The organism is Vibrio sp. 14G-20, assembly GCF_026241515.1.
In the GTDB taxonomy this organism is placed as follows: Bacteria; Pseudomonadota; Gammaproteobacteria; order Enterobacterales; family Vibrionaceae; genus Vibrio.
This window is the reverse complement of sequence record NZ_JAPHPW010000004.1, coordinates 100994-124445: the sequence shown is the minus strand read 5'-3', so window position 1 is coordinate 124445 and position 23452 is coordinate 100994. Positions and strand designations below refer to the sequence as shown.

The following is a 23452-nucleotide window of genomic DNA, read 5'->3' as shown; positions in this document are numbered from 1 at the left end:
ACTAGGATGGTCGAACGACTCCCTTTCAAAGGACGAAAAAATGCAGAAAGTAATCTTTAGAAATTGCGATGAAAGCTCACCTTATTGGAGTGAGTTAGAAGGCTTATTTCAAAGCGAATGGTCTGATTTCAAGTTGAAGTTGGCCTATCCAGAGCAATCAAACCCAGACAATATTCAATTACCACCGGTACTCGTAGTGCTTCGTGATAATGTCGTGATTGGCGGTTTGGCGTATTCCTATTTTCAAGAACCTCATCAAGTAAGAGATGTGGTTTGGATCAATGCTGTTTATGTGGATTCCCAGTGGCGTGGTCAAGGTATTGCGAGTGAATTGATCAAGCGTGCAGTCGCGCAAATGCCAGATCATTATCGGTCTCAATCTCAATCTCAATCTCAATCTCAATCCTCGAAGGATTCGACGTCTAATCTTTACGCTTATACCAACATTCCAGCTTTGTACCTTTCTCTTGGTTGGTCAATCGTCGATATAGAAACTGACCCCGATCATCATGTGATGAGTATTTCTATTTAAGTGAATTATTCAGAAAAACCGCTAGTTATCGAGTTGGTAATAACACACGGTTAAGTACGATTGCTTTTGTTCTAAGTACCTGTATTGGCAGGTTACTGTCCTCAAATAACTTCCTATCACACTGTCACGTATGATGTCGCGATTTTGCAAAATGACTTGTGGTGATATCTCAAACTTAACAGTGTCTTTATCTATCGCACTTAGTGTCGCTGAGCCAAAATCCAAGCCGTTAGTCATAAATCGAGCCAATGTTTTATAGATGGCTTCCTTAGCCGAAAATAACAATGTCACAGCTTCTGAACGAGTCATTCCAAACATCTCCATAAGCTCTATCTCATTGACGTTCGCCACGATGTCTTTGATGTCACGGCAAACGTCATTCGTTATTAAGTGTTGAATATCAACCCCAATGCTTTCTCTGTTTGAATTAGGAGAGGGCAAAACGGCAATACAAGCCAAGTCTTGACTGTGGGAGATCGAACCCATAACGCCTGAAGGCAACCTTGGGCTTCGATCTATGTTTGGCTCAAGCATTTGATGTGCAAAGCCCAGTTGTTGTAACTGCCTTGCGACCAAATAACGCCCGGCAAAGTATTCGGCTTTCCTTTTGCTGACCGAGTGAGTGATCGCAATAGGGCAATGCATGTTAGTAACACCAAATAGCTTGTCGTTGAAGTGCCGCTTATCAAACTGCGCGATAGGGATATCAATCTCTTTATCTTTGAAGCCCAAGTCTGTTTTAAAACTGAATTCATCGACCATAAACGGATGATCCAGTGTTAATGGGTGAAAGGTGCTGTTCTTTATTGGCTTAACCATTTTGCAACAAGGTGAATAATCAACAATAAGCATCCATTATTCATAGTGTGGTCTCTAACCCTCTAAAAAATAGGGAAAAAGGTCGTATGGAATATAGTTTAATCTAAATGAAAATCGTTTGCATTTAAATTTTTGCAAGTGTATAAAAGCGTGTCTGTTAATGATTTTATGAATATGTTCGTATTTCATTAATTTTTTAGTGAATGATGTGTTTTAAGGTTGAAGATATGCTCGAAGCAAAGGGACTCGGTTTTAGCGTAGGAGATAAGCAATTGCTCAAGACATTTAATGTGTCGTTCGAGCAAGGGAAAATCTACGCTTTGGTTGGGCATAACGGCTCGGGGAAATCGACCTTATTAAAGCTGTTAGCGAAGCAGCAACGCGCTACGTCAGGCGATATTTTCCTGAAAGATAAAGCGGTCGCTAAATGGTCAGATAAGGACTTCGCACAGCAAATTGCTTACTTACCTCAACATTTACCGGCAACCGACAGTCTATCTGGCAAAGATCTCGTGAGCTTTGGTCGCTACCCTTGGCATGGCTTGTTAGGTCGACTTTCAAGTAAAGATAAGCAGTATGTTGAAGAGGCGATGCAACTGACCGACACAACGCAATACGCTGATCGTCTGGTGGATACGTTATCGGGTGGTGAACGCCAACGTGTGTGGCTTGCGATGTTGTTAGCTCAACGCACCAAATACCTGTTGCTTGATGAGCCTTTAGCAGCGCTCGATATTGGGCATCAGATTGAAATGCTGACACTGATTAAGCGCCTGAGTGAAACGTTAGAGATCGGTGTGATCATCGTCATTCACGACATCAACATGGCTGCGCGTTTTTGCGACCACATTATTGCCCTTCATAGCGGTGAGCTATTAGTCGAAGGCGAGGTTGATGAGGTGTTCAAAGAGTCGATATTGAAAGATATCTATGGTGTGCCAATGCACATTACTCAACATTCTGCGGGTTACCCAGTCGCGATGCCTGGTGATTTGGAGCCAGCATGATGCTTAAACATTCTTTCCAATCAATATTACATCGCTCGCACGTTACTCGTACTCTTATCTCAAGTGTAGTTATTTCGAGCTTACTGGCAGTTACTCCTGTTTCCGTTGCTCAAAAGGACATGCTTGATGTTAGTTCTGATCCAAGTCCGCGCTTAGTCTCGATTGATTGGACTCATACTGAAACGCTTTTGGCACTTGGTGTAAACCCAGTTGCCGCCGCTCAAATCCCCGATTACAACTCTTGGGTAAAGTCTCCGAAAATCCCCCCAACCGTTGCTGATGTTGGCTTACGAACGCAACCAAACCTTGAACGTATTCATGAGCTCAAACCCGACAAAATATTACTCTCTCCAATGTTTTCAATGTTGGAGACTCAACTAAGCAAAATTGCCCCTGTCACGACCATTGGTTTGTACCGAAGCGGTGATGTCGATTGGTCAGCGTTAGAAACGGTTACTCGAAAGTTAGCTGAGGTCTCTGAAAAACAACCTCAAGCTGAAGTTTTGATTCAGAAAGCGAACGCTGAAATGGATCGTTTAGGATTACAGCTCCCAAACAATGCTCCTGCAATGTTGATGGTGCAATTCATGGACACCAATCACGTTCGTGTCTTTGGGGATAACAGCCTATACAAAGCTTCAGTAAACAAGATTGGCCTTGAATCAGCATGGAAAGGGCAAACCAACGCTTGGGGTTACAGCTTGGTTGGTGTCGATCAGCTTATTGGCGTTAAAGGTCAAATCGTGATTATTTCTCCAATGCCAGCGGGGACTGAAGAGAGCCTAAAAGCTAATCAGTTTTGGCAATACATAGTGAAAGAGTCGGGCTACCCCGCGTTACAGGTTCCAGCGGTGTGGAGCTTCGGGGCGATACCTTCCGCAACACGTTTTGCAAGGTTCATTGTTTCTGAGTTGAACCAAGGAGACGTGTTATGAGAGCGCTCTCGTTTGGTGTTTTGACACTGTTAATGCTTTCTACATTGGCTCTAATTGGCCAACACTTATCTGTGTCTCAGTTCGGACTGAGCCGATTTTCTAGTTTGTGGAGCGTTGATTTTACCTCTCCAGACTCAGTGAAACTGCATTTGGCTTGGTGGCCAAGGTTATTCACTACATTGTTATCTGGCGCAGCGCTCGCAGTGGCGGGGGTCTTGATGCAACAGGTGCTCAGAAACCCTTTAGCTTCGCCGTCTACGTTAGGTGTCGCGAGCGGTTCGAGCTTTGCACTTATGTTGGCGACGCTATACGCCCCTTGGCTTTTAGAGTGGTCTTATTCGCTAGTAGCACTTGTTGGTGGCGTAACTACGATTGGTTTGGTGTTCGTATTGTCTTGGCGACGCGCGTTGTCTCCAACCGTCGTGATTGTGTCTGGCTTGGTCGTGAACCTCTATTTTGGTGCTGTCAGTACTGTCTTGTTGATGATGAACCAAGACAAACTGAATGGCTTAATTATTTGGGGCGCAGGTTCATTGGTTCAAACCGGATGGGAAGATGTTCAGTACTTAGCGCCGCGTTTGGTTATCGCAACTCTTGCTGCGTTTCTGTTCGTACAACCTTTGAGTTTGCTCCAATTATCAGAGCAGGGTGCTAAGAGCTTAGGTGTTTCATTACCTAAGTTAAGAGTCGTTTGTCTCGGATTAGCAGTATTGCTAACGGCTTGGGTTGTTAGTGCTGTCGGTGTTATCGGGTTTGTCGGTTTAGCGGCTCCTGCGTTAGCTCGCTTGATGGGTGTTCACCGTTTAGTTCCTAAATTATTGGTATCAATGGTGTTAGGTGGCTTGTTGTTAAGCCTTACCGATCTGCTTATTCAACAGTTGCCGGGCATCATGTCTATGTTTGTCCCGACAGGGGCTGCAACGGCTGCATTGGGTGCTCCATTGTTGTTGTGGTTATTGCCAAAGTTATCAATGAGAAGCCAATCACAAACACAAACGGTATTAACGCGTCATAAGGAAGTCGCTTCTCGCTTAAACAAGCATTCAGTGGTATTGGCCAGCTTGTTTATTGTTCTGTCGCTGGTCGTGTTCAGTTTGTTCTCTGTTCAAACTGAAGGTTGGCGTTGGTTATTTCAAACTCAAGACTGGGCAATGCTTGAATGGCGTTTACCTCGATTAACGGCAGCGGCACTGGCGGGCGGCATGTTGGCAGTCGCTGGTACGATCGTTCAACGTTTGAGTGGCAACCCAATGGCGAGCCCAGAAGTGATTGGTATCAGTTCTGGTACGGCACTAGGTTTGATTATTGCGATCTTTGCGGGCTTTGGAAGCAGTGTGGTTGGGCTTTATATCGGTGGCCTTATTGGCGCGGTCTGCACTTTGGGCATCATTGTCGTGCTTAACCAGAAGTCGGGCTTTCAACCTGAAAGAGTGTTGCTTACCGGCGTCGCGATAACGGCTCTGATGAATGCGGTACAAAGCTTCGTGTTGGCAGGGGGGGATCCGAGAAGCTATCAAGTGTTGGCGTGGTTAGCTGGCTCTACTTATTACGTGACTGAAGTAACGTTAATGCCATTGCTTTTGTCTTCGGTTGTATTTATCTCGCTCGGTTTTGTGTGCGCTCGTTGGTTAGATGTTTTACCACTAGGGCAGGCGAGCGCGCAGTCACTTGGCGTGAACGTGTCTCGATCTCGAATCCTATTGTTGGTGCTGGTGGCATGTTTAACCGTGAGCGCCACACTGGTGGTAGGCCCGTTAAGCTTTATTGGTTTGATGGCTCCACATGTGGCGAGACTATTTGGTTATAGCCGTGCTAAAGAGCATCTGATCTGTTCCTCGTTAATTGGTATGGCGCTGATGTTGTTCTCGGATTGGCTTGGTAGACAGTGGCTTTACCCACAAGAGATCCCGGCAGGGTTGGTGGCTTCGATTATCGGTGGCATGTATCTGATGTGGGGCTTAAGAAGGCTATAGCTCAGACGCTGTTGCCACTGTAGTTACTCATAGCGGCTACTGAACGCTTGGAGACGGGTGTCTGTTGAATGAACGGGTGAGCTTCTAGAGGCCAGGACTAAACAACAATATTATCGAACTTGGTTTGTACGGGATTATCTTTTTCTTTATTGATAATGATAATCACAATAATAATTAATTAAATGGTATGTGAGATGGGATTAATCCTATTACTGGCTGAAAAACAGAAAAAGTCATTGTCCCTTGTGATCTTGTTAAGTATTGCGAGCGCATTTCTTAGTGTTGGGGTAATTGCGTTTATTCAACACAAGTTACTTGAGAGTAGTGATCCACTTTCTAACACCTTACTCCAGTTCACCTTGTTGTTAATTGGTCTGTTGGTGACTGCCACTTTCGCACAGGTCGCACTTCATAAATTGGGTCATAAGTTCGTTTACAACAAGCGTTGTGAATTGGTTTCTCAACTCTTGAATACCGATATCGAACAAGTTGAAAAAGTAGGAAGTGCAGGGGTGCTTGCTTCACTTAATACCGATATTCGAAATATCACTATCGCATTCGTACATTTACCAGAGTTGATTTATGGCTTAGTGCTAACAGCGGTGGCTTTGGCTTACTTGGCTTTTTTGTCTATGCCACTGTTTGGCATCAGCTTGTTAATGCTCTCTCTAACGGGTGTTGTTGGCTATATGCTCGTTACACGCATCACCAAACACGTTAAACAGGTTCGTGAATATGACGACAAGCTGTATCACGATTACCAGTCTTTGATTGATGGTCGTAAAGAGCTTTCGTTAAATCCATTCAGGGCCAAACGTTACTTTGATGAAACTTTTTCGGCGAATGCGGAAGGCTATCGAAAAGAAGTGACACAAGCAGACATCTTAAATGGTTTTGCAGCCAACATGGCGAACACTGTTGTATTGGCGTTAATCGGTTTGAATTTTTACCTTGCGACGGGTTTGGGGTGGGCGTCACTGGAAGTCGCTTCTGCGTTCGCCCTAGTTGTGCTGTTCATGAGAATGCCATTGATGTCGGCAGTCGGTTCAATTCCAACATTGATCACCGCCAACATATCGATGAAGAAATTGTCGTCGTTAGACTTGAGCACCGAACTAAGCCTCAATCCGAAGTTAGCGCAAACCAAAGTCTTCAATTCACTAGAACTCGTAGGTGCCAGCTATCGATATCGTTCAGATTCTGATGGCGACTCATTTGGTGTTGGTCCGATTGACTTCAAGATCGAACGTGGTGAACACATCTTTATTATTGGTGGGAATGGTAGCGGGAAATCGACCTTTGCTCGCCTTCTAACAGGGCTTTACCGACCGCATTCTGGCCAAGTTTATGTCGATGGCAATAAGGTAACTCAAGAGCGTTGGCAAGACTATCGCCATCAATTCTCGGCGGTATTCAGCGATTTTCATCTGTTTCATCAAATCGTCGATGGTGAAGGCCAAGACATCGAAAACCAAGATGTTGATGAATGGATGATACGACTCGAAATGGCACACAAGGTCGAACATCAGCAAGGTAAGTTGAGCGACGTGAGATATTCGCAAGGTCAGCGGAAACGACTGGCATTGATGATGTCAGTGCTCGAAAAGCGTGGATGCATTCTACTTGATGAATGGGCTGCTGATCAGGACCCAAGATTCAGAAAACTCTTTTACCGCCAGTTACTTCCGCTACTTAAACAGCGTGGTGTGACTGTTATCGCGATTACTCATGATGACGTCTATTTTGATGCCGCAGACCGAATTTTTAAAATGGATACCGGCAATCTCATTGAGCTGAGTAAAGGAAATTTAGCTCAAGCGCACCAAGCACTAGAAAGTGTTGTCGCTTGAGTTTTTTAGAGCCGAGTCAGGCTCAAATACAAACAATTGATTAATAAAAATCACAGTGATTGTTTGTGTTTTATTGCAATAGGTTCATAGCCGTATAGAAGGAGAAATATATGAATCGGCACTTTATGCGTACCCCAACAGCACTTGCGGTCGCTTTAGTTGTATCGTCAGGAATGGTTCAGGCCAACGAAGATGAAACCGTTGTTGTTATTGGACAGCAGCTTGAAGACAGCTCAATAGGTCCAGATTTTAGTTACGTTGGATTAAGTAGTCGTACTGCTACAAAAACTGATGTTGGGATAGGCGAGACACCACGTGCGATCTCGATTGTGACTCGTGAACAGATGGACGACCGAGCGTCAATCAGTATTGCAGATGCATTACAGTACACGCCGAGTATTCAAGCGAACTACTTCGGTGAAGATAATAAGCAAGATTGGTTTGTTATCCGTGGCTTTAAGCAAGCTAACAGTGGTTTGTATCAAGATGGTACGCGTTTGTATTCATCGGGTTTTTACAGCTGGCAAATCGACCCGTTTGGCTTGGAACGAGTAGAAATCTTGCGTGGTCCAGGATCAGCGCTATACGGTCAAACCCCTCCGGGTGGTGTTATTAACGTAATCAGTAAGCGTCCACAGTTTGATGGTGGCTCGGGTCAGTTTGCTATCGAATACGGTACTGATGATCGCAAGCAAATTAGTTTAGATGTGAACTCTGAAGTTAACGATAAAATGGCGTTTCGCTTGCAAGCACTTGGTCGTAAAAATGGCAGCCGTGTCGATGGTGTAGAGGCTGAACGCATTTTTATCGCTCCTTCTCTGGCTTATAAATTCACAGACGACACAAAAATCACACTGCTAACTAGCTACCAGAAAGATGATTCCGACCCGTACCTGCAGTTCCTACCAATGGAAGGAACGTTAACGTCGAATCCAAATGGCACTATTAGTGACAGCACTGCGTTAGGTAATACGGATTGGGAAACGTTTGAGCGTGAACAAATCTCATTAGGCTACGAATTTGAACATCATTTCAATGATCGTACTTATTTCATGCAAAACGCACGCTACAGCCAAATGGACATTAACTTACGTCAAATGTATTACTCGCAGTATGTTGGTGATACGGCTCTAGCACCTTACGATCCAACACGTTCTTCTATTATCCGCCAAGCATCGACTGAAGAAGGAACATCCGACGCATTTAACATCGATAATCGTTTGATCCATAAATTTACGACAGGTTCAGTCGAGCACACCTTGCTGACTGGTATTGATTACCAGAGCATCGATATTGATAGTAAAGATTACGCTGCTGATCCAATCATTGGTGACGGAAACAGTCTTTTGCCTGTGCCGGGTGTAGGAAATATACCGAACCCAATCTTTAACGTGTTTGACCCGTCATACAGCACAAATGTAGCTTTGTTGAATCCAACAACGTTTGCGCCACTTGATGAATCAGATCGTCAAACCACTAAAACGAAAAATAATCAATTAGGCCTTTATTTACAAGACCAAATGATGATTGCGGATAAGTGGGCGGTACAAATCGGTGTTCGTTACGATGATTCCCAAAACAAGACACATAACACAACTACTGGCGCTAAAACTAAGGTCAATAACGAAGAGTGGACAACCAACTTCGGTGTTGCTTACCTGATGGATAGTGGCTTTACACCTTATGCGAGCTATGCTCAGTCGTTTAACCCAATCATTCAACTTGATCAAAATGGTGACCCGGCGAAACCAGAACGTGGCGAGCAATACGAAGTGGGCTTGAAATACCAACCGCGTAGCTTCGACGGTTATTTCAACATTGCAGCGTTTGAAGTCTCGAAAGAAAACTTAGCGCGTCAGGTTGCAGGTCAGCTAACACAAATTGGCGAAGTTCGTAACCGCGGCCTTGAGTTAGAAGCTGTCGCAAACGTAACTGAAGCATTAACCTTGATTGGTAACGTCTCATTCATCGATTCTGAAATAACTGAAGATGCGACAAGCAGTAATGTAGGCAATACGCCGTCACAAATTGCTGACCAATTGGCTTCAGTTTGGGCAAACTACCGTTTCTTAAATGGTCCACTAGATGGCTTAACTATTGGTGCGGGTGCTCGTTATGTTGGTGATTCTTACGCTGATAATACCGAGACAAACAAAGTGTCTTCTTACACCTTGTTTGACGCAACATTGAGCTACCGTATTGAAGATTATAAGTTCCAAGTTGCAGCGAAGAACTTAGCAGACAAAGAGTACGTCGCGACGTGTGATTACTACTGCTTTTACGGTGATCGCCGTAACGTGATTGCGAGCGTAACTTATGACTGGTAACGTAACTTTATAATCAGTGATTACTCGTTTATGAGCACTCAGTCCAACAGGCTGGGTGCTTTGTTTATATTAGGGTAATCATTCTTAGCTTCGCTAGAAATGTTGAAATCTGTGAAAGTTTTGTTTTGAAATGCTGCAACTACCGCCTTTAAATCAAACAACTAGGCGCTGATTAAAACTATCAATACGATTTATGACAGCAGTTGTTGAGCACAAAGCCTATATTGACTAGAATGACGCACTTTTTTTATTTACGTACATACAGGTAATGAACATGAGCGATACTAATTCAAGACCAGCTTTACCAGATCATCTTGCAGGTAACCCACGCAGCCCACACCACGTTGCTGAGTGTTTCGAATACCCAATCGGCATTCGTCTAAATGGTAAAGAGCGTACTGATGTTGAAGAATACTGCATCAGCGAAGGTTGGGTTAAGATCCCTTCTCCAAAAGCGTTAGATCGTTTTGGTCAGCCAATGCTTATTACTCTAAAAGGCACTGTAGAAGCTTTTTACATCGACGCATAATCACTTCGTGTGGTTAGCTAATACTTCGAGTAATTAGCTATTGTTTGTCTAATTTGCCAACATAAAGCCACCAAGCGTTATTACCTAAAAGGGTCTAGAGAAATCTAGACCCTTTTTGTTTGCATTGATTTTGGCGAACTTCTTGAACCAATAGCCCAAACCACCTTCATAACTCCACAGATTCAACCAAAATTGTTGTTGTTCACTATGCATTCGCAGTAATAACAAAGTTGTTGTTGGTTGATTTATGTTCGCTCGCTCTTTTTGGATCTGTTCACACTCGAAAGTTCTGATGTTTAATTAAACAGATACAAACGAAAATATGAAGCGCAGTCTAATTAAATGAAACTAATGTGCTGTATTTAAAGTTATTTTTTGTTAATAACTACCTCTATCACAGAAATTAATCCTGAAGCACATACAATTCCCTTGATTTCGAATGAGCGCTAAATTTTTTCGTTCGAGCATTTTATTCTTCCTTCGCCCAATAATTATGAGGTTCCTATGTTTGGAATATTCAAACCTATGGCGCATATCGATCGCTTATCTACCGATAAGATCGATAGCACCTACACACGATTACGATGGCAGCTTTTTCTCGGCATCTTTGTTGGCTATGCGGGTTATTACTTAGTTCGCAAAAACTTCAGTTTGGCGATGCCATACCTGATTGAGCAAGGGTACAGTCGAGGAGAGCTAGGGATTGCTTTAGCCGCAGTATCCATCGCTTACGGTTTATCTAAGTTTTTAATGGGCAGTGTTTCTGATCGCTCAAATCCTCGTTATTTTCTCAGTGGCGGCTTGTTAATGTCGGCATTGGTCATGTTCTGCTTCGGCTTCATGCCATGGGCGACAGGCAGCATCACTGCGATGTTTATCCTGCTGTTCTTGAATGGTTGGTTTCAGGGCATGGGCTGGCCAGCTTGTGGGCGAACCATGGTTCACTGGTGGTCACGCAAAGAGCGTGGCGAGATCGTATCGGTATGGAACGTTGCTCACAACGTGGGTGGCGGCTTGATTGGCCCGATGTTCTTATTGGGTCTTTGGGCTTTTAATGACGACTGGCGAACCGCTTTTTATGTTCCTGCATTTTTTGCCACTCTCGTTGCTATTTTTGTTTGGTTCACCGTAAGAGATACACCTCAATCTTGTGGCTTACCACCGATTGAAGAACACAAAGACGATTACCCAGACGACTACGATACGTCTCATGAGAAAGAAATGACGGCGAAAGAGATCTTCTTTAAGTATGTTTTCTCTAACAAGTTATTGTGGTCAATCGCGATTGCCAATGCGTTTGTTTATCTTATCCGCTATGGCGTACTCGATTGGGCTCCAGTTTACTTAAAAGAAGCGAAAGACTTCTCTGTAGATAAATCGTCTTGGGCTTACTTCCTGTATGAGTGGGCAGGTATTCCTGGCACGTTATTGTGTGGTTTGATTTCAGATAAGTTGTTCAAAGGTCGACGCGCTCCAGCAGGGATCCTGTTTATGGTTCTCGTAACTGTCGCAGTGTTGGTGTACTGGTTGAATCCAGCGGGTAACCCAACGGTTGATATGTTGGCACTGATTGCGATTGGCTTCCTTATTTATGGTCCAGTAATGCTAATCGGCTTGTATGCACTTGAACTTGCACCAAAGAAAGCGGCGGGAACAGCAGCTGGCTTAACCGGTTTGTTTGGTTACCTAGGCGGGGCAGTTGCTGCCAATGCCGTGCTTGGTTTCATGGTTGACCATTACGGCTGGGATGGCGGCTTCATGATTTTGGTCGGAGCTTGTGTTGCTTCAATAATTTGTCTGCTTTACGCCTTCCTCGGTGAGCGTGCGCACCATAAACAAAAAGATCTCGAACGAGAGAAAGAAGCGCTAACTCAGTAGTTTATTAACTGAACCACACCATACTAATAACAACAGAGGCAGGTATATCCTGCTTCTGTTTTATCAAGGGAAACAATAATGAAAACAACGTCACTGTCTCTGACTTTATTAGCACTTAGCTTATCTGCAAATGCGTTCGCCGATCCTTTAGTGATTGCGCATCGCGGTGCTTCTGGTTATTTACCCGAGCATACATTACTGGCTAAAGCACTCGCTTACGCAATGAAACCTGACTATATCGAACAAGATGTAGTGATGACCAAAGATGACCAAAGATGACCAATTGGTGGTTTTGCATGATCACTATTTAGATCGCGTCACTGATGTTGCTGACTGCTTTCCAGACCGTGCACGAGCAGATGGCCGCTATTACGCGATTGATTTTACGCTTGCCGAGATCAAATCATTAAAAGTGACTGAAGGCTTTAACCTAGATGACCAAGGTAATCGAGTGGCTGGATTCCCAGCACGCTTTCCTATGTGGCAGTCTGATTTTCGTGTCGCTACATTTGCAGAAGAAATTGAATTGATCCAAGGTCTAAACAAGACGCTCGGTTATGATGTGGGTATCTATCCAGAGATTAAAGCACCTTGGTTCCATCGTCACGAAGGCAAAGACATATCCAAAGCGGTGCTTGCGACCTTGCATCAATATGGGTATTTATCGAAAGACGACAAAGTGTATTTGCAGTGTTTTGACGCCAATGAACTTCAACGCATCAATGAAGAACTCATGCCTGCGATGGAAATGGATCTTAAGCTCGTTCAGTTGATGGCCTATACAGATTGGAATGAAACCATGACGTACCAAGGCGACAAAGCAACGCCGTACAATTACGACTGGATGTTTGAAGCTGGTGGCATGGAAATAGTGGCGACTTATGCGGAAGGAATCGGGCCTTGGAAGCCAATGTTGGTGGACGATGCATCGACCAAAGATAACATCATTATTAAACCGTTAATGAAATCAGCAAAAGACGCGGGCTTAGATGTTCACCCGTACACGTTTCGTGCCGACCCGGGAAGAATCCCAGCTTATGCTGATAACTTTGATGGCATGTTGGATGTCTTCTACAACCAAGTCAAAGTCGATGGTGTGTTTACTGACTTCCCAGACAAAGCGGTCGACTTCTTGAACCGTTAATATCCTGCCAATTACGAGCGACTACTAACGAGATATTCAGAGCTAAAAGCACAGACTAAAGGTGCTTTTGGCTCTTCTTGTACTGGCCTCGAAATCCTACCGATATTCTTCTTTGCGAACCCACATTTTGATATTCACTCGGTTTACAGCAATAACCTGACTTGATAGGTTACACCCAATGCAGCCAGATGCTTAATCTATAAGTATTTATCGGCTCAACCTAATATTGAATTTGGAAAGATCATGGAAGCAAGAAGCAAAGCTTATCTCGATAGCTACCTAAACACATTGCCAGCAGACTTTGCTTCGCAATATACCTCTTTTAGTGCCGACTATTACTGTGCTGATGAATACAACGCTAACCTCTGCGCTCAGTTAATTCTTAAGGGTGAAAAACAGGCGTCTTGTAGCCTTGAATATTGGTACAGTCATGAAGGAGAAGCGATGCCTGTCGTAGGGCATTTGCAAGTCGTCACTGACTGGGATGGCAAACCTATCTGTATTGTTGAGATAACCTCTGTTTCCTTGTGTCCATACAATCAAGTGACCGCTGAATTTGCTGCTGCCGAAGGTGAGGGCGATAAAACACTCGAATGGTGGAGGGAAGCGCATTGGAACTTCTTCTCACGTGAATGTGAAGAGCTCAAGATCTCACCAAGTGAAGACATGAAGTTGGTACTTGAGCGTTTCAAAGTGGTTCATCAATAAGAGTAAGATTAAAAAGTGCCCATTGGTTTAATTGAATCTTAACTCGTGGCACTTAGATCTCGAAAAGCAGTCAAGCAATACAACAAGGAGTGTGTAGTGAAAATTGCAATATTGGACGATTATCAGAACGTAGTAAAAAGCCTTGTGTGTTACCAAAAGTTAGAACAGCACAAGGTTACGGTATTCACAGAAAGTTACCTTGAAGACGAACTTGCGCTGAAGTTACACGATTTTGAGGCGCTTGTGCTGATCCGCGAACGTACCGAGATCACCGAGTCGTTATTATCCAAGTTACCCAATCTCAAGTTAATCAGCCAAACAGGTAAGGTCAGTAACCACATCGACCCACACATGTGTGAACGGTTCGGCGTGAAAGTATTAGAAGGGCGCGGTTCACCTGTCGCTCCGTCTGAACTGTGTTGGGCGTTGATCATGGCTGCATCTCGTCATATTCCTACTTACTCTTCAAACCTCAAGCAAAACCAATGGCAAGATTCAGGCTCACTTGGTTTAGGAAGAACATTAAAGGACTTAAAGCTAGGCATTTGGGGCTATGGAAAAATCGGACGTTACATCGCGCAATATGCCAAAGCATTCGGAATGGATGTGATGGTGTGGGGAAGCCAAACCTCAAGAGACCAAGCACAGGCCGACGGATTTGAAGCGGCAGAAGACAAACACGCGTTTTTCAGTAACGTAGATGTACTTTCTTTGCACCTGCGCTTGAATGACGCCACTAGAGGCTGTGTTACTGCTGATGATCTTGGCCTAATGAAGCCAGACTCACTGTTCGTGAATATCAGCCGAGCAGAGTTGGTCGAGACAAAAGCCCTATTTAATGAACTCACCAAGGTAGCAAGCAAACGAGCGGCGATTGATGTTTTTGAAATAGAGCCCGCTACGTCAGAGACTGAACCTCTGTTAGCCTTGTCAAACGTCACTGCGACACCGCATTTAGGCTACGTCGAACAAAATAGCTACGAACTCTACTTTGATATCGCTTTCGATAACATTCTGTCCTATCAAATGGATGGCATATCGAGCTAGAATCTGCCCAAAGAAAAAGGTAGAGAAAGTATGAGCTTAACAATCAGACAAGTCACAGTAGATGATGCTCAGGGTATTATCGATGTATTAAACCCAATCATCATCGAAGGGCGTTATACCATCTTAGATCAGACGTTTACGTTGGATGAAGAGAAAGGTTTTATTGAGTCGTTTCCTGAACGTGGCGTGTTCAGTGTTGCTGTCAATCAAACGACTAACCAATTGCTTGGTTTTCAAAACGTAGAGCCGTTTGCCTCTTATACGAAAGCCTTTGATCATGTCGGTATTATTGGAACATATGTAGACGCAAACAGCCGTGGGCAAGGCGTCGCAAAGCAGTTATTTGAACACACATTCGAAGTCGCAAAAACCAAAGGCTACGAAAAGCTTTTTGCTTATGTTCTAGCTGGTAACGAACGCGCATTAGCGGTGTACCTCAAACAGGGCTTTGAAACTGTTGGAATAGCAAAGAAACACGCCAAGCTTGGCGGCCAATACTATGATGAGATTCTTATCGAGAAGTTCTTATAAGTACGGCGAAACATTCGCTACATCATCGATGCAGGAGGCATGATGAACAAAGCTACAAAATCAACGGTTTCGACCAAACTAACCAAAACCGTCTTATTTGACTGGGGTAACACCTTAATGATCGACTTCCCAGACGCACAAGGGAAAATGTGTGACTGGGAAACCGTACAAGAAGTGAGTGGTGCTCGCGCATTACTGGCTGAACTCTCCCAAAATCACCAAATCTATGTTGCCACCAATGCTGGTGATTCTAGTGAAGACGACATCATTCGAGCATTTGAGCGTGTTGGCCTGTCTAAATATATCTTGGGTTACTTTTGTAAGGCGAGCATTGGTTTTTCTAAGTTCGATTCGGGCTTTTATCCTGCCATCATTACCAAACTCGGTGTTGCACCACAAGATATCACCATGGTAGGTGACACCTTAGACAAAGATATTTACCCAGCACTTGAAGCGGGTTTGAAAGCAGTGTGGTTGAACACAGAAGGCACTGCTCTTAAGTCAGGGCATCCGAATATCGTACAAGTTCAAAGCCTAAGCGAACTATTGGAGAAGTACCATGGATGATCACTCTGAGATCTGGCGTCAGTATTACCAAAAGGCACTAAGCAAACCTCATTTAAAGAGAACTGAGTACGCAATTAAACTGAATGAGTCAGGCTTAAATGTTGCGATTGATTGTGGATGTGGAACAGGTAGTGATATCGCCTTTTTAGAACAGCAGGCGTATCAAGTGTATGGGTTCGACGTTAATCCTGATGCCATTGCACTATGTCGGGATCGTTTTGGTCGCAAATCTTTGGTCGAGATATCTGAAAGTGGATTTGAAAACTATGATTACCCGAAATCTGGTGTAGTGATCGCTAATTCTAGTCTGTTTTTTGCTGCCCCAACCTGTTTTGACGAGATTTGGCACAATATTGAAAACTGTCTTGAAGTGGGTGGCGTATTTGCGGGTGATTTCATGGGCGTTGATGACAGTTGGGCTCGTGGCTATCGAACCCCAACAACACCGTTAACGAAAGCCAAAGTACTCAGCTTGTTCAACGATTTCGAGATGGTTCGGTTTGATGAGCGTGACGAACAAGCACTCACGTCGTTGGGTAGGATGAAGCATTGGCACACTTACTCGGTCGTTGCGATTAAGCGTCGTTAAATGTCAGTAACTAAAACTCGTTCGGATGCTTGTCCGTTTTGACACCAACCTCTCAGCTCTTTGTTGTTTAATCCTCTAAGCTAATTCTAGTTTCCACTATGAGAGCTAGGTTATGAATATCGAACGTCACGGAATATCGGTTGGAATTGAACGTGTTAGCGGTGAAACCATTGTTGTGTTCAAAGCGAAAGGCAAACTCACACACGATGACTATCAAGCAATGATGCCAATTCTAAATACCACGCTAGAAGAACTCGATTCATCTAAACTCAAGATGCTGGTCGACATCTCCACCTTAACGGGTTGGGAGTTACGTGCTGCTTGGGATGATTTCAAACTGGGATTAGAGCTCAATTCGAAGATAGACAAAATCGCGATTTATGGTGACAAAAGCTGGCAAGAATTCGCTTCAAAAGTAGGAAGCTGGTTTGTGTCTGGTGAGATTAAGTCATTCGAAGCCCACGACTCTGCGCTTAATTGGTTAGTTGATTGATTCTATCTACGGACAGCTAGAGAGCAATCCGTAGACATCGCCAATGACAGTTGATGAGCATTGTCTCGAACGCTGTCATTTTTCGTTTTGGTTATGATATTTCCGATTCGATTCAATAGAGTCTATTCACTCCAGCGTGTAACATACCCAGGCTTTGTTTGGTCGCGACTAATGGCGTGGCTAGATTGAGTAATAACGAGAACTAAAACAGAAATAAGGTCGAACGACATGCATAAGGTAATTGATAAGCTGGCTTGGATATTCATCAAAGACGGCAAGCTGTTAATGGTGAGATCAAAAGGCAAAGAATTGTTCTATCTACCGGGTGGTAAGCGTGAAGCTGGCGAAAGTGATGAACAAGCACTGGTTCGCGAAATCAAAGAAGAGCTCTCAGTTGATTTAGTGCCTGATTCCATCAAATACGTTGAGACCTTTACAGGCCAGGCTGATGGCAAAGCGGAAGGCGTATCAGTGCAATTGACTTGTTATCTTGCTGATTATACTGGCGAACTGTCTCCAGATGCTGAAATCGAAGAACTTAAGTTTGTTGATGGCAACGACAGAGCGGTATGTTCACTGGCAGCACTGGTTGCGCTTGATTGGTTAGAAGCGAACCAGTATTTGGCTTAAGGTCTTAGCGGCTATTAGCTAATGTTGAAGATTGATCTTCAAAAGATCATCGCTTACGAATAGCTTGAAGGGCGGCTGTCTTTCATCAACAGGTCGAGTTTCCTTTGAGCTTTCTTCGTGTCTTGTAAATCCACCAACTCAATCATTTCACACTCATCTCGTACCATCTCATTAATTAGGCTTGGGTAGTGTCGGCAATCTTCTGGACGGTCTAAGTAAATGCTACATGTGTACTTGGCTTGAGCTTTGGTGTCTTTCGTCGGAACCAGCTCCAGAAAAGGGCAGCGAGTTAAACGTTCGCCAGATTCAGGGTCAAACCATATCTCGCTTCCTCGAACATATTCAAATATGTCTGGATTGAACAGCTCCCACAAATCAATCTCTTCTTGAGTCGCGGCAAGGTCACCATCTCCATATTTGATACAGCATTTTCCGCATTGATTACAATTTTTCATTAGTGACTTCATTGGTTGGTGAGCTTTTGTCATTTTACCACTGATAGCCGTGGCACGTTGACTTTGTTGTTCATGGTTAAACTGTTTCGGGAAGGGAGCCTAAAATAGAAGTACTTAATATTTCTTTAACTACCTAACACCACTCCAAACAAGGCTGTAAACAGTGATACAATTTGCGCCTAGCAAGTTATCAAAACAAGGCATAAAAATGAGAACCGTATACACCACCGAAGGCGACATCAACGCAAAGAAACAGAAAGACGCTTACCCAAAGCTGGCGCTATGTGATAATTGCGTTCGAGACTATGTGGTGATTGCTCAAGGCGAACGTACTTATAAGCCATGCGCAAAATGTGGTGCTGACGATTAATGCGCCTTGATAAATATCTATGTAAAAGCACTGACCTAACCAAGCCTGAAGCGATTGAACGCATCCATAATGGCGAGGTGAACGTAAACTGTGAAACAGTCACCGATGAATCAACTCAGGTTCATGAAAGCAACACCATCTTGTTAAATGGCACTCCGCTTAAGTTGCGAGAATTTCGATACCTCCTAATGCACAAGCCTGCGGATACTATCTGCTCTAATATCGATGAAGTTTATCCTTCACTGTTCAAATACATCGAGATAGACAAAGCATCAGAACTGCACATCGCAGGACGCTTAGATGCAGACACAACAGGCTTAGTCTTGATTACCGATGATGGGCGCTGGTCATTCAATATCACTCTGCCAACCAAGTCATGTAAGAAGGTGTACCGCGTGACATTGTCACGAGATATCAAAGACGATGTCGCTGATAAGTTCAAAGTGGGCATTCAATTGCAGGGCGAACAAAAACCGACCCGTCCGGCAGAGCTTGAAGTGATTACTAGTAAAGAAGTGCTGTTGACCATTACAGAAGGTAAGTTTCACCAAGTAAAACGAATGTTTGCTGCGGTAGGGAATCGAGTTGTTGGCCTTCATCGCGAACAGATTGGTGATATTCGTTTAGATGTTGAAGCAGGTCAGTGGCGTTATCTCACAGAAGACGAAGTTAGCTCTTTCAGCCAGTAACTTAAAATAAATTAAAGCATAGAGCCTAGTGATACTTCTGGGCTTTAAAACAGAAGGAATTGTTTATCATGGAAAACCTCAAAGTCACTGAAATTAAGTCGTTCGTACCCGCGAAAGATTTTGACCTATCAAAGCGCTTTTATCAAACTCTCGGCTTCGAAATCATGTCTGAGTTCCATGATATCGCTTATTTTCGTCACGGCGATTATGCATTCCTTTTACAAGATTTTTACGAACCTGCGCACTGTCACAATTACATGATGCACTTGCTGGTGGAAGACGTAAAAAGTTGGTATCAACACGTGCAAAACTCTAATGTAATGACGGAATTTGAAGTTACCGTTTCCGAGGTTGTTGAGCAGCCTTGGGGAATGCTTGAGTTTTGTATCACTGACCCAAGTGGTGTGCTGTGGCGTGTGGCTGAAAATATTGGGCCGCGCTAATTCATCCAATTTGCATTAATGCCAGTGAAAACTTCAAATTATCCATCTGTTTCTTTATTTATGCCGACATAAGGCAATGATCAAATAGGTTCAAACATGGATATAAAGGCTAAAATGCACAGCCAAGACGTTTACTACTGTGACGACGTTGATTTGGTTGCTGAGCAAACTCAATGCTTAGAAGTGCTATACGATTTCAACCACACTCGCCCGAGCGAAGGTGATAAACGACAGCAGATCATGAAGCAACTGTTCGCTGAAGTCGGCGAGGGTTGTTACATCGAGCCACCATTGCACGCCAACTGGGGACGTCACACGCACCTAGGCAACAACGTATACGTTAACTTCAATCTAACTCTGGTTGACGATACAGACGTATTCATTGGCGACAACGTGATGATTGCGCCTAACGTGACCATTGCCACTGGCACACATCCCATCAGCCCAGAACTCAGGTTAAAAGCAGCGCAGTTCAATGTTCCTGTTCGTATTGGCAATAACGTATGGCTTGGCGCACACACCGTCGTACTTCCTGGTGTCACCATTGGTGAAAACTCAGTAATAGGGTCAGGGAGCATCGTCACCAAAGACATCCCAGCTAATGTGGTTGCTGTCGGCAACCCATGCCGTGTGGTACGCGAAATCAACGAACGTGACCGAGAGTATTACCACAAAGGTCGCCGTATTCCTGATGAGCTAAAGTAAGCGATTTTTCACATGTCTTAAATTAGCTGTGACATAAGTCATTGTTATATAATGGATTGGTTGTATATTATTTGTGCATTTAAGACACTAGGCCGAATTATTCTGGATTTAAGTGCAGAATTTTTTTGTCTAATAGTTGCTATATGTACAAGGAGTTTCAATGAAGGGTTTTCTCAAAGGGATTTTAGCTTATCTGGTTGTGATTTCGTTAGTTCTGCTAATTTCTCGCAATTTTTTTGATTACCTATCCACAATAGACTTGGTTGACTACATTGCATATAGCGGGGTTTTACTTGTTGTATTGGGAGGCATTACATTTGATGGTAACAATCCAGCTAATCAAGACTTTTTGTCGTTAATGATTCATCGTGAACTTGTGTCCCGAACCAATGACTTTCAAGACGAAAGTAATAAAGTAAGTTTTGCAGTTAATGTCGGATTGATAGGTATATTTTTACTTATTGGTAGTGGTGTAATGGCTTGGCATATTAGCAAGTAAAACATACAACAAGGCGCTTAAGTCTGAGCATACCGAACTCGCTTCGCTCAGGCACGGTACACATTCATACACAGCTTATCGTTATGCCTCGTCATTCTTCCAGAATTAAACTAACTATCCATACCTAGTGTTAATAGGTTGTTTGGATTCACGGTGCTTTTATAAACTATTTGGTAAAGTGACGGTTCAATGTACATGGAGTATTTATTATGGGAACAATAATCGGACTTGTGATTCTGGCTGCAATAGATTGGTATCTTTTTCGTAAAACAGGTCTTCATATTCATCAATGGATTTCCAAAAAGCATGCGAGGCATTTGTCGGATAAGGGAAACAATAAATAGTTTTTCTTATTAACTCATCAGATATTTTTTGATGAAAAGCCTGAATATTATGAATTTAAAAATGAAACACATAATATGACAGCTGCGGAATTATTTGCCAACTTTGAAAGTGGAGAATAAATATGAAGTCAGATTTTTCTAAATTAGCGACAACCGAGTATGGAAACATACTAAGTAATGAGCACTTTATTAACTTTAGTATTGCTCCTCTTTGGCTGGGAATACCGCGAATTTTTGGAGAAGCTTTTACTGTTCAGTTAACGTCTGGTGATAATTTAATGCTTCATTCTGCCATATACGAAGCTCCAGAAGGTTCCATCATTGTAGTGGATGGAGTTGATAGCGAATATGCAGTAGCCGGCGGTAATGTATGCGCAGTCGCTAAGAGTCGAGGTATCAAAGGCTTTATTATTGATGGTGTCATTCGAGATTTGACTGAAATTTCAGATATGAAGTTTCCAGTTTTTGCGAAAGGTGTTCATCCAGTACCGGGAAAGAAAGAGGCTTATTCTGAATTGGGCGCTCCAATCACTTGCGGGGGAGCAAAGGTCTCTACGGGAGATATCATTGTTGCTGATGCAGAAGGTATTGTCGTTATTCCTAAATCCAGAAAAGACGAAGTGTTTTTAATGGCTTCACAGAAAGCGAGTAAAGAGGCGTCATTAACACTCGCTGAGTGGGAAATAAACCATAGGGCCAAAATAGCCCAAGCAATAACGTCTGCGAAACAAAAACCTGAGAGCACTGTAAGCTGATTCGCAATGCGTGGCATATTTATCTATTAACAAGCGTTAGACAATAACGAATAAATTCACCAATGGAGAAGAGAGTGATCGTACGGACTGCGACGAAAGAAGACTCAAGTGTCTTAATAGAGTTTATTGAACAAAAAGCTGACTTTGACCGAAGTATGAAAGGGTTTAGCGGTGAAATCTCGACAACTATAGAGAAAATCGAACGTACACTATTTGGTGATTCCGCATTTGCCCATGCTTTAATATTGGAACGGAATAGTGAGTCTCTTGGCTTCGCACTGTATCATTATCGATATTCATCCTTCAGTGGAGAGCCATCAATCTGGCTTGACGACCTATTGGTTACAGGAAATCAAAGATCAAAAGGGTATGGTCGTGAACTTATGTTGGCTTTAAAGTCACAAGCGGAGTCATCATCAGCCTCTCACATCTCATGGACGGCAAGTCCACACAATAAGAAAGCGCATGATTTCTACAAAAGGTTGGGTGCAGAGGTTGAGCGAATGGATGGTCAAAGACCTTATTTCCGTTGGGCAATGTGCGATTCGTGATCAGATAAAAAGAGAACTATGAAAATAACGACACTGGTTGATAACTCTCGATTGGATAACGGGACAGACTTAACCTTTGAGCGCGATGTTCTGGCTTAGAAGTAAAGCTAGGGCTTCATGTATGCAAAGTTCAGGGAAAGAATGAAAGTATTGATTGCAGGGGCTAGTGGGTACATTGGCCGTCACGTTACATCGCTATTCGCAAAAAGTGATTTTGAAGTTTTTACATACGGTAGAGACAAAATCGTCACACCTCTTACAGTCGGGTTGATAGAAAATAGGTCCGATTTTGAAGGCTACTTTGATGTGGTTGTGAATTGCGCGCGTCCACATTGGTCACAATTCTCAGCAGATGAAATTGCAGATGTGGAGCAAAGGTTGCTATCTGAGTTAGACCTACTTGCCGCTAGAGATGCAACAAAGATACATACATCGGGTGTTTGGCTCTTTGGTAACGCCTCTAGCGCTGATTTGAGTCAATTTAGGCTGAAACCCTTGGAAGCCGTTAGATTAGATGTAGAAACAATACAGAGCGCTATTAGAAACAGGTGGCACGTCGTTTACTGTCCTAGTTTGGTTTATGGCGGTGAGAACTGTCAGTTAAAGCGAATTGTAGAATCTTTCGCTAGCCAAACGATCCAAGTAGGTATGCCGTCTATAGGATTTAACCAATATGTTCATGTCTATGACATTGCACGGTTTTATTTACTTTTGGCGCAAGGCCGAACCTTAGAAAAGCAGCATTTTGTTGCAGAGACTCAAGGTTATAGTCCTGCAGAATTCGCTCAACTCTTATTGGCCGCCAAAGCTGTGACAAAAGTGAGAAAGATCAGTTGGCAAGAGTTTGAGTCAGAAAATGGCTCTATGGCCGTTGGTATTGAACAACTGAATCTAAAACTACCAATTAGTTCTTCGTTTGAGCCTGTCGAGTTAGTTGAAGACTACATAAAACGAAGTATCCAAATGTGATTCTCAACATTTGGTATTTAACTCGGCTTGGCGTTAGTGGTAAGTTTGAACGCAATCTCAGCATTGTTAGTCACTTAGCTGTTCGTTTGTCTTTTGGTAAAAATTAAGGAGTT

General features: G+C 43.4%; 25 protein-coding genes and 2 pseudogenes. 25 read left to right on the top strand and 2 right to left on the bottom strand.

Going from position 1 to position 23452, the window contains the following annotated elements:
• The first annotated feature begins 40 nt into the window (after positions 1 to 40).
• Complete coding sequence (locus tag OQJ75_RS04990; protein WP_265971434.1) at positions 41 to 532, top strand: GNAT family N-acetyltransferase; 492 nt, start codon at positions 41 to 43, stop codon at positions 530 to 532.
• A gap of 21 nt (positions 533 to 553) precedes the next feature.
• Here OQJ75_RS04990 and OQJ75_RS04985 read toward each other — a convergent pair whose 3' ends face one another.
• Positions 554 to 1384 (bottom strand): 4'-phosphopantetheinyl transferase family protein, encoded by an 831-nt coding sequence (locus OQJ75_RS04985; protein ID WP_265971435.1) that lies wholly within the window; start codon positions 1382 to 1384, stop codon positions 554 to 556.
• 194 nt (positions 1385 to 1578) lie between these two features.
• Here OQJ75_RS04985 and OQJ75_RS04980 point away from each other — a divergent pair, with 194 nt between their 5' ends.
• The 15 genes and pseudogenes from OQJ75_RS04980 to OQJ75_RS04910 all read left to right on the top strand — a co-directional run bounded on the left by OQJ75_RS04980 (position 1579) and on the right by OQJ75_RS04910 (position 17559).
• Positions 1579 to 2358, top strand: a complete 780-nt coding sequence (locus OQJ75_RS04980; RefSeq protein WP_265971436.1) for an ABC transporter ATP-binding protein — start codon at positions 1579 to 1581, stop codon at positions 2356 to 2358.
• Entirely contained in the window at positions 2355 to 3293 is a 939-nt protein-coding gene (locus OQJ75_RS04975) for an ABC transporter substrate-binding protein (RefSeq protein WP_265971438.1), read from the top strand. Before OQJ75_RS04980 ends, OQJ75_RS04975 begins: the two co-directional genes overlap by 4 nt.
• A complete protein-coding gene (gene fhuB, locus OQJ75_RS04970; protein WP_265971440.1) occupies positions 3290 to 5266 on the top strand; it encodes a Fe(3+)-hydroxamate ABC transporter permease FhuB in 1977 nt (658 codons plus the stop codon). Before OQJ75_RS04975 ends, fhuB begins: the two co-directional genes overlap by 4 nt.
• A gap of 194 nt (positions 5267 to 5460) precedes the next feature.
• Positions 5461 to 7116 (top strand): multidrug ABC transporter permease/ATP-binding protein, encoded by a 1656-nt coding sequence (locus OQJ75_RS04965; protein WP_265971442.1) that lies wholly within the window; start codon positions 5461 to 5463, stop codon positions 7114 to 7116.
• A gap of 125 nt (positions 7117 to 7241) precedes the next feature.
• Positions 7242 to 9443 carry a TonB-dependent siderophore receptor gene (locus tag OQJ75_RS04960; protein WP_265971633.1) on the top strand — a complete coding sequence of 734 codons (2202 nt, stop codon included), beginning with the start codon at positions 7242 to 7244 and terminating at the stop codon, positions 9441 to 9443.
• 274 nt (positions 9444 to 9717) lie between these two features.
• A complete protein-coding gene (locus OQJ75_RS04955) occupies positions 9718 to 9972 on the top strand; it encodes a DUF3297 family protein (protein ID WP_017059204.1) in 255 nt (84 codons plus the stop codon).
• Between the two features lie 504 nt (positions 9973 to 10476).
• Entirely contained in the window at positions 10477 to 11850 is a 1374-nt protein-coding gene (glpT, locus tag OQJ75_RS04950) for a glycerol-3-phosphate transporter (RefSeq protein ID WP_265971446.1), read from the top strand.
• A 78-nt stretch (positions 11851 to 11928) separates the two neighbouring features.
• Positions 11929 to 12994 (top strand): annotated as a pseudogene (gene glpQ, locus OQJ75_RS04945) (glycerophosphodiester phosphodiesterase).
• Between the two features lie 243 nt (positions 12995 to 13237).
• A complete protein-coding gene (locus tag OQJ75_RS04940; RefSeq protein WP_265971447.1) occupies positions 13238 to 13702 on the top strand; it encodes an ASCH domain-containing protein in 465 nt (154 codons plus the stop codon).
• Positions 13703 to 13798: 96 nt separating this feature from the next.
• Positions 13799 to 14749, top strand: coding sequence for a D-2-hydroxyacid dehydrogenase family protein (locus OQJ75_RS04935; protein WP_265971448.1), 951 nt, complete (start codon positions 13799 to 13801; stop codon positions 14747 to 14749).
• 30 nt (positions 14750 to 14779) lie between these two features.
• Positions 14780 to 15280 carry a GNAT family N-acetyltransferase gene (locus OQJ75_RS04930; RefSeq protein ID WP_248390809.1) on the top strand — a complete coding sequence of 167 codons (501 nt, stop codon included), beginning with the start codon at positions 14780 to 14782 and terminating at the stop codon, positions 15278 to 15280.
• A 42-nt stretch (positions 15281 to 15322) separates the two neighbouring features.
• Positions 15323 to 15847: an HAD family hydrolase gene (locus OQJ75_RS04925; RefSeq protein WP_265971451.1), complete on the top strand. Its 525-nt coding sequence runs from the start codon at positions 15323 to 15325 to the stop codon at positions 15845 to 15847.
• The gene (locus OQJ75_RS04920) at positions 15840 to 16436 is read left to right on the top strand and encodes a class I SAM-dependent methyltransferase (RefSeq protein ID WP_265971452.1); all 597 of its coding nucleotides are present in this window, start codon (positions 15840 to 15842) and stop codon (positions 16434 to 16436) included. Before OQJ75_RS04925 ends, OQJ75_RS04920 begins: the two co-directional genes overlap by 8 nt.
• Before the next feature lie 112 nt (positions 16437 to 16548).
• Positions 16549 to 16929, top strand: a complete 381-nt coding sequence (locus tag OQJ75_RS04915; protein WP_265971453.1) for an STAS/SEC14 domain-containing protein — start codon at positions 16549 to 16551, stop codon at positions 16927 to 16929.
• 228 nt (positions 16930 to 17157) lie between these two features.
• Entirely contained in the window at positions 17158 to 17559 is a 402-nt protein-coding gene (locus tag OQJ75_RS04910) for an NUDIX hydrolase (RefSeq protein ID WP_265971454.1), read from the top strand.
• A gap of 53 nt (positions 17560 to 17612) precedes the next feature.
• Here the strand turns inward: OQJ75_RS04910 and OQJ75_RS04905 are convergent, their stop codons facing one another.
• Positions 17613 to 18014, bottom strand: coding sequence for a YkgJ family cysteine cluster protein (locus OQJ75_RS04905; RefSeq protein WP_265971456.1), 402 nt, complete (start codon positions 18012 to 18014; stop codon positions 17613 to 17615).
• Positions 18015 to 18222: 208 nt separating this feature from the next.
• Here OQJ75_RS04905 and OQJ75_RS04900 point away from each other — a divergent pair, with 208 nt between their 5' ends.
• The 9 genes and pseudogenes from OQJ75_RS04900 (at position 18223) to OQJ75_RS04865 (ending at position 23339) form a co-directional block, all read left to right on the top strand.
• Positions 18223 to 18384 carry a hypothetical protein gene (locus tag OQJ75_RS04900; protein ID WP_012604036.1) on the top strand — a complete coding sequence of 54 codons (162 nt, stop codon included), beginning with the start codon at positions 18223 to 18225 and terminating at the stop codon, positions 18382 to 18384.
• Entirely contained in the window at positions 18384 to 19073 is a 690-nt protein-coding gene (locus OQJ75_RS04895) for a pseudouridine synthase (protein WP_265971459.1), read from the top strand. Before OQJ75_RS04900 ends, OQJ75_RS04895 begins: the two co-directional genes overlap by 1 nt.
• Positions 19074 to 19141: 68 nt before the next feature.
• Positions 19142 to 19516 (top strand): VOC family protein, encoded by a 375-nt coding sequence (locus OQJ75_RS04890; RefSeq protein ID WP_265971460.1) that lies wholly within the window; start codon positions 19142 to 19144, stop codon positions 19514 to 19516.
• Positions 19517 to 19612: 96 nt separating this feature from the next.
• Positions 19613 to 20221 (top strand): sugar O-acetyltransferase, encoded by a 609-nt coding sequence (locus OQJ75_RS04885; protein ID WP_265971462.1) that lies wholly within the window; start codon positions 19613 to 19615, stop codon positions 20219 to 20221.
• Between the two features lie 160 nt (positions 20222 to 20381).
• Positions 20382 to 20720: a hypothetical protein gene (locus OQJ75_RS04880; protein ID WP_248390785.1), complete on the top strand. Its 339-nt coding sequence runs from the start codon at positions 20382 to 20384 to the stop codon at positions 20718 to 20720.
• Positions 20721 to 21067: 347 nt separating this feature from the next.
• Positions 21068 to 21184 (top strand): annotated as a pseudogene (locus OQJ75_RS22560) (GFA family protein); the annotation flags it as partial.
• A gap of 2 nt (positions 21185 to 21186) precedes the next feature.
• A complete protein-coding gene (locus tag OQJ75_RS04875) occupies positions 21187 to 21819 on the top strand; it encodes an RraA family protein (protein WP_265971465.1) in 633 nt (210 codons plus the stop codon).
• Positions 21820 to 21881: 62 nt separating this feature from the next.
• On the top strand, positions 21882 to 22370 hold the full coding sequence (locus OQJ75_RS04870; RefSeq protein WP_265971466.1) for a GNAT family N-acetyltransferase: 489 nt from the start codon (positions 21882 to 21884) through the stop codon (positions 22368 to 22370).
• Positions 22371 to 22511: 141 nt separating this feature from the next.
• Positions 22512 to 23339, top strand: a complete 828-nt coding sequence (locus tag OQJ75_RS04865; protein WP_265971468.1) for an NAD-dependent epimerase/dehydratase family protein — start codon at positions 22512 to 22514, stop codon at positions 23337 to 23339.
• Positions 23340 to 23452 lie beyond the last annotated feature (113 nt).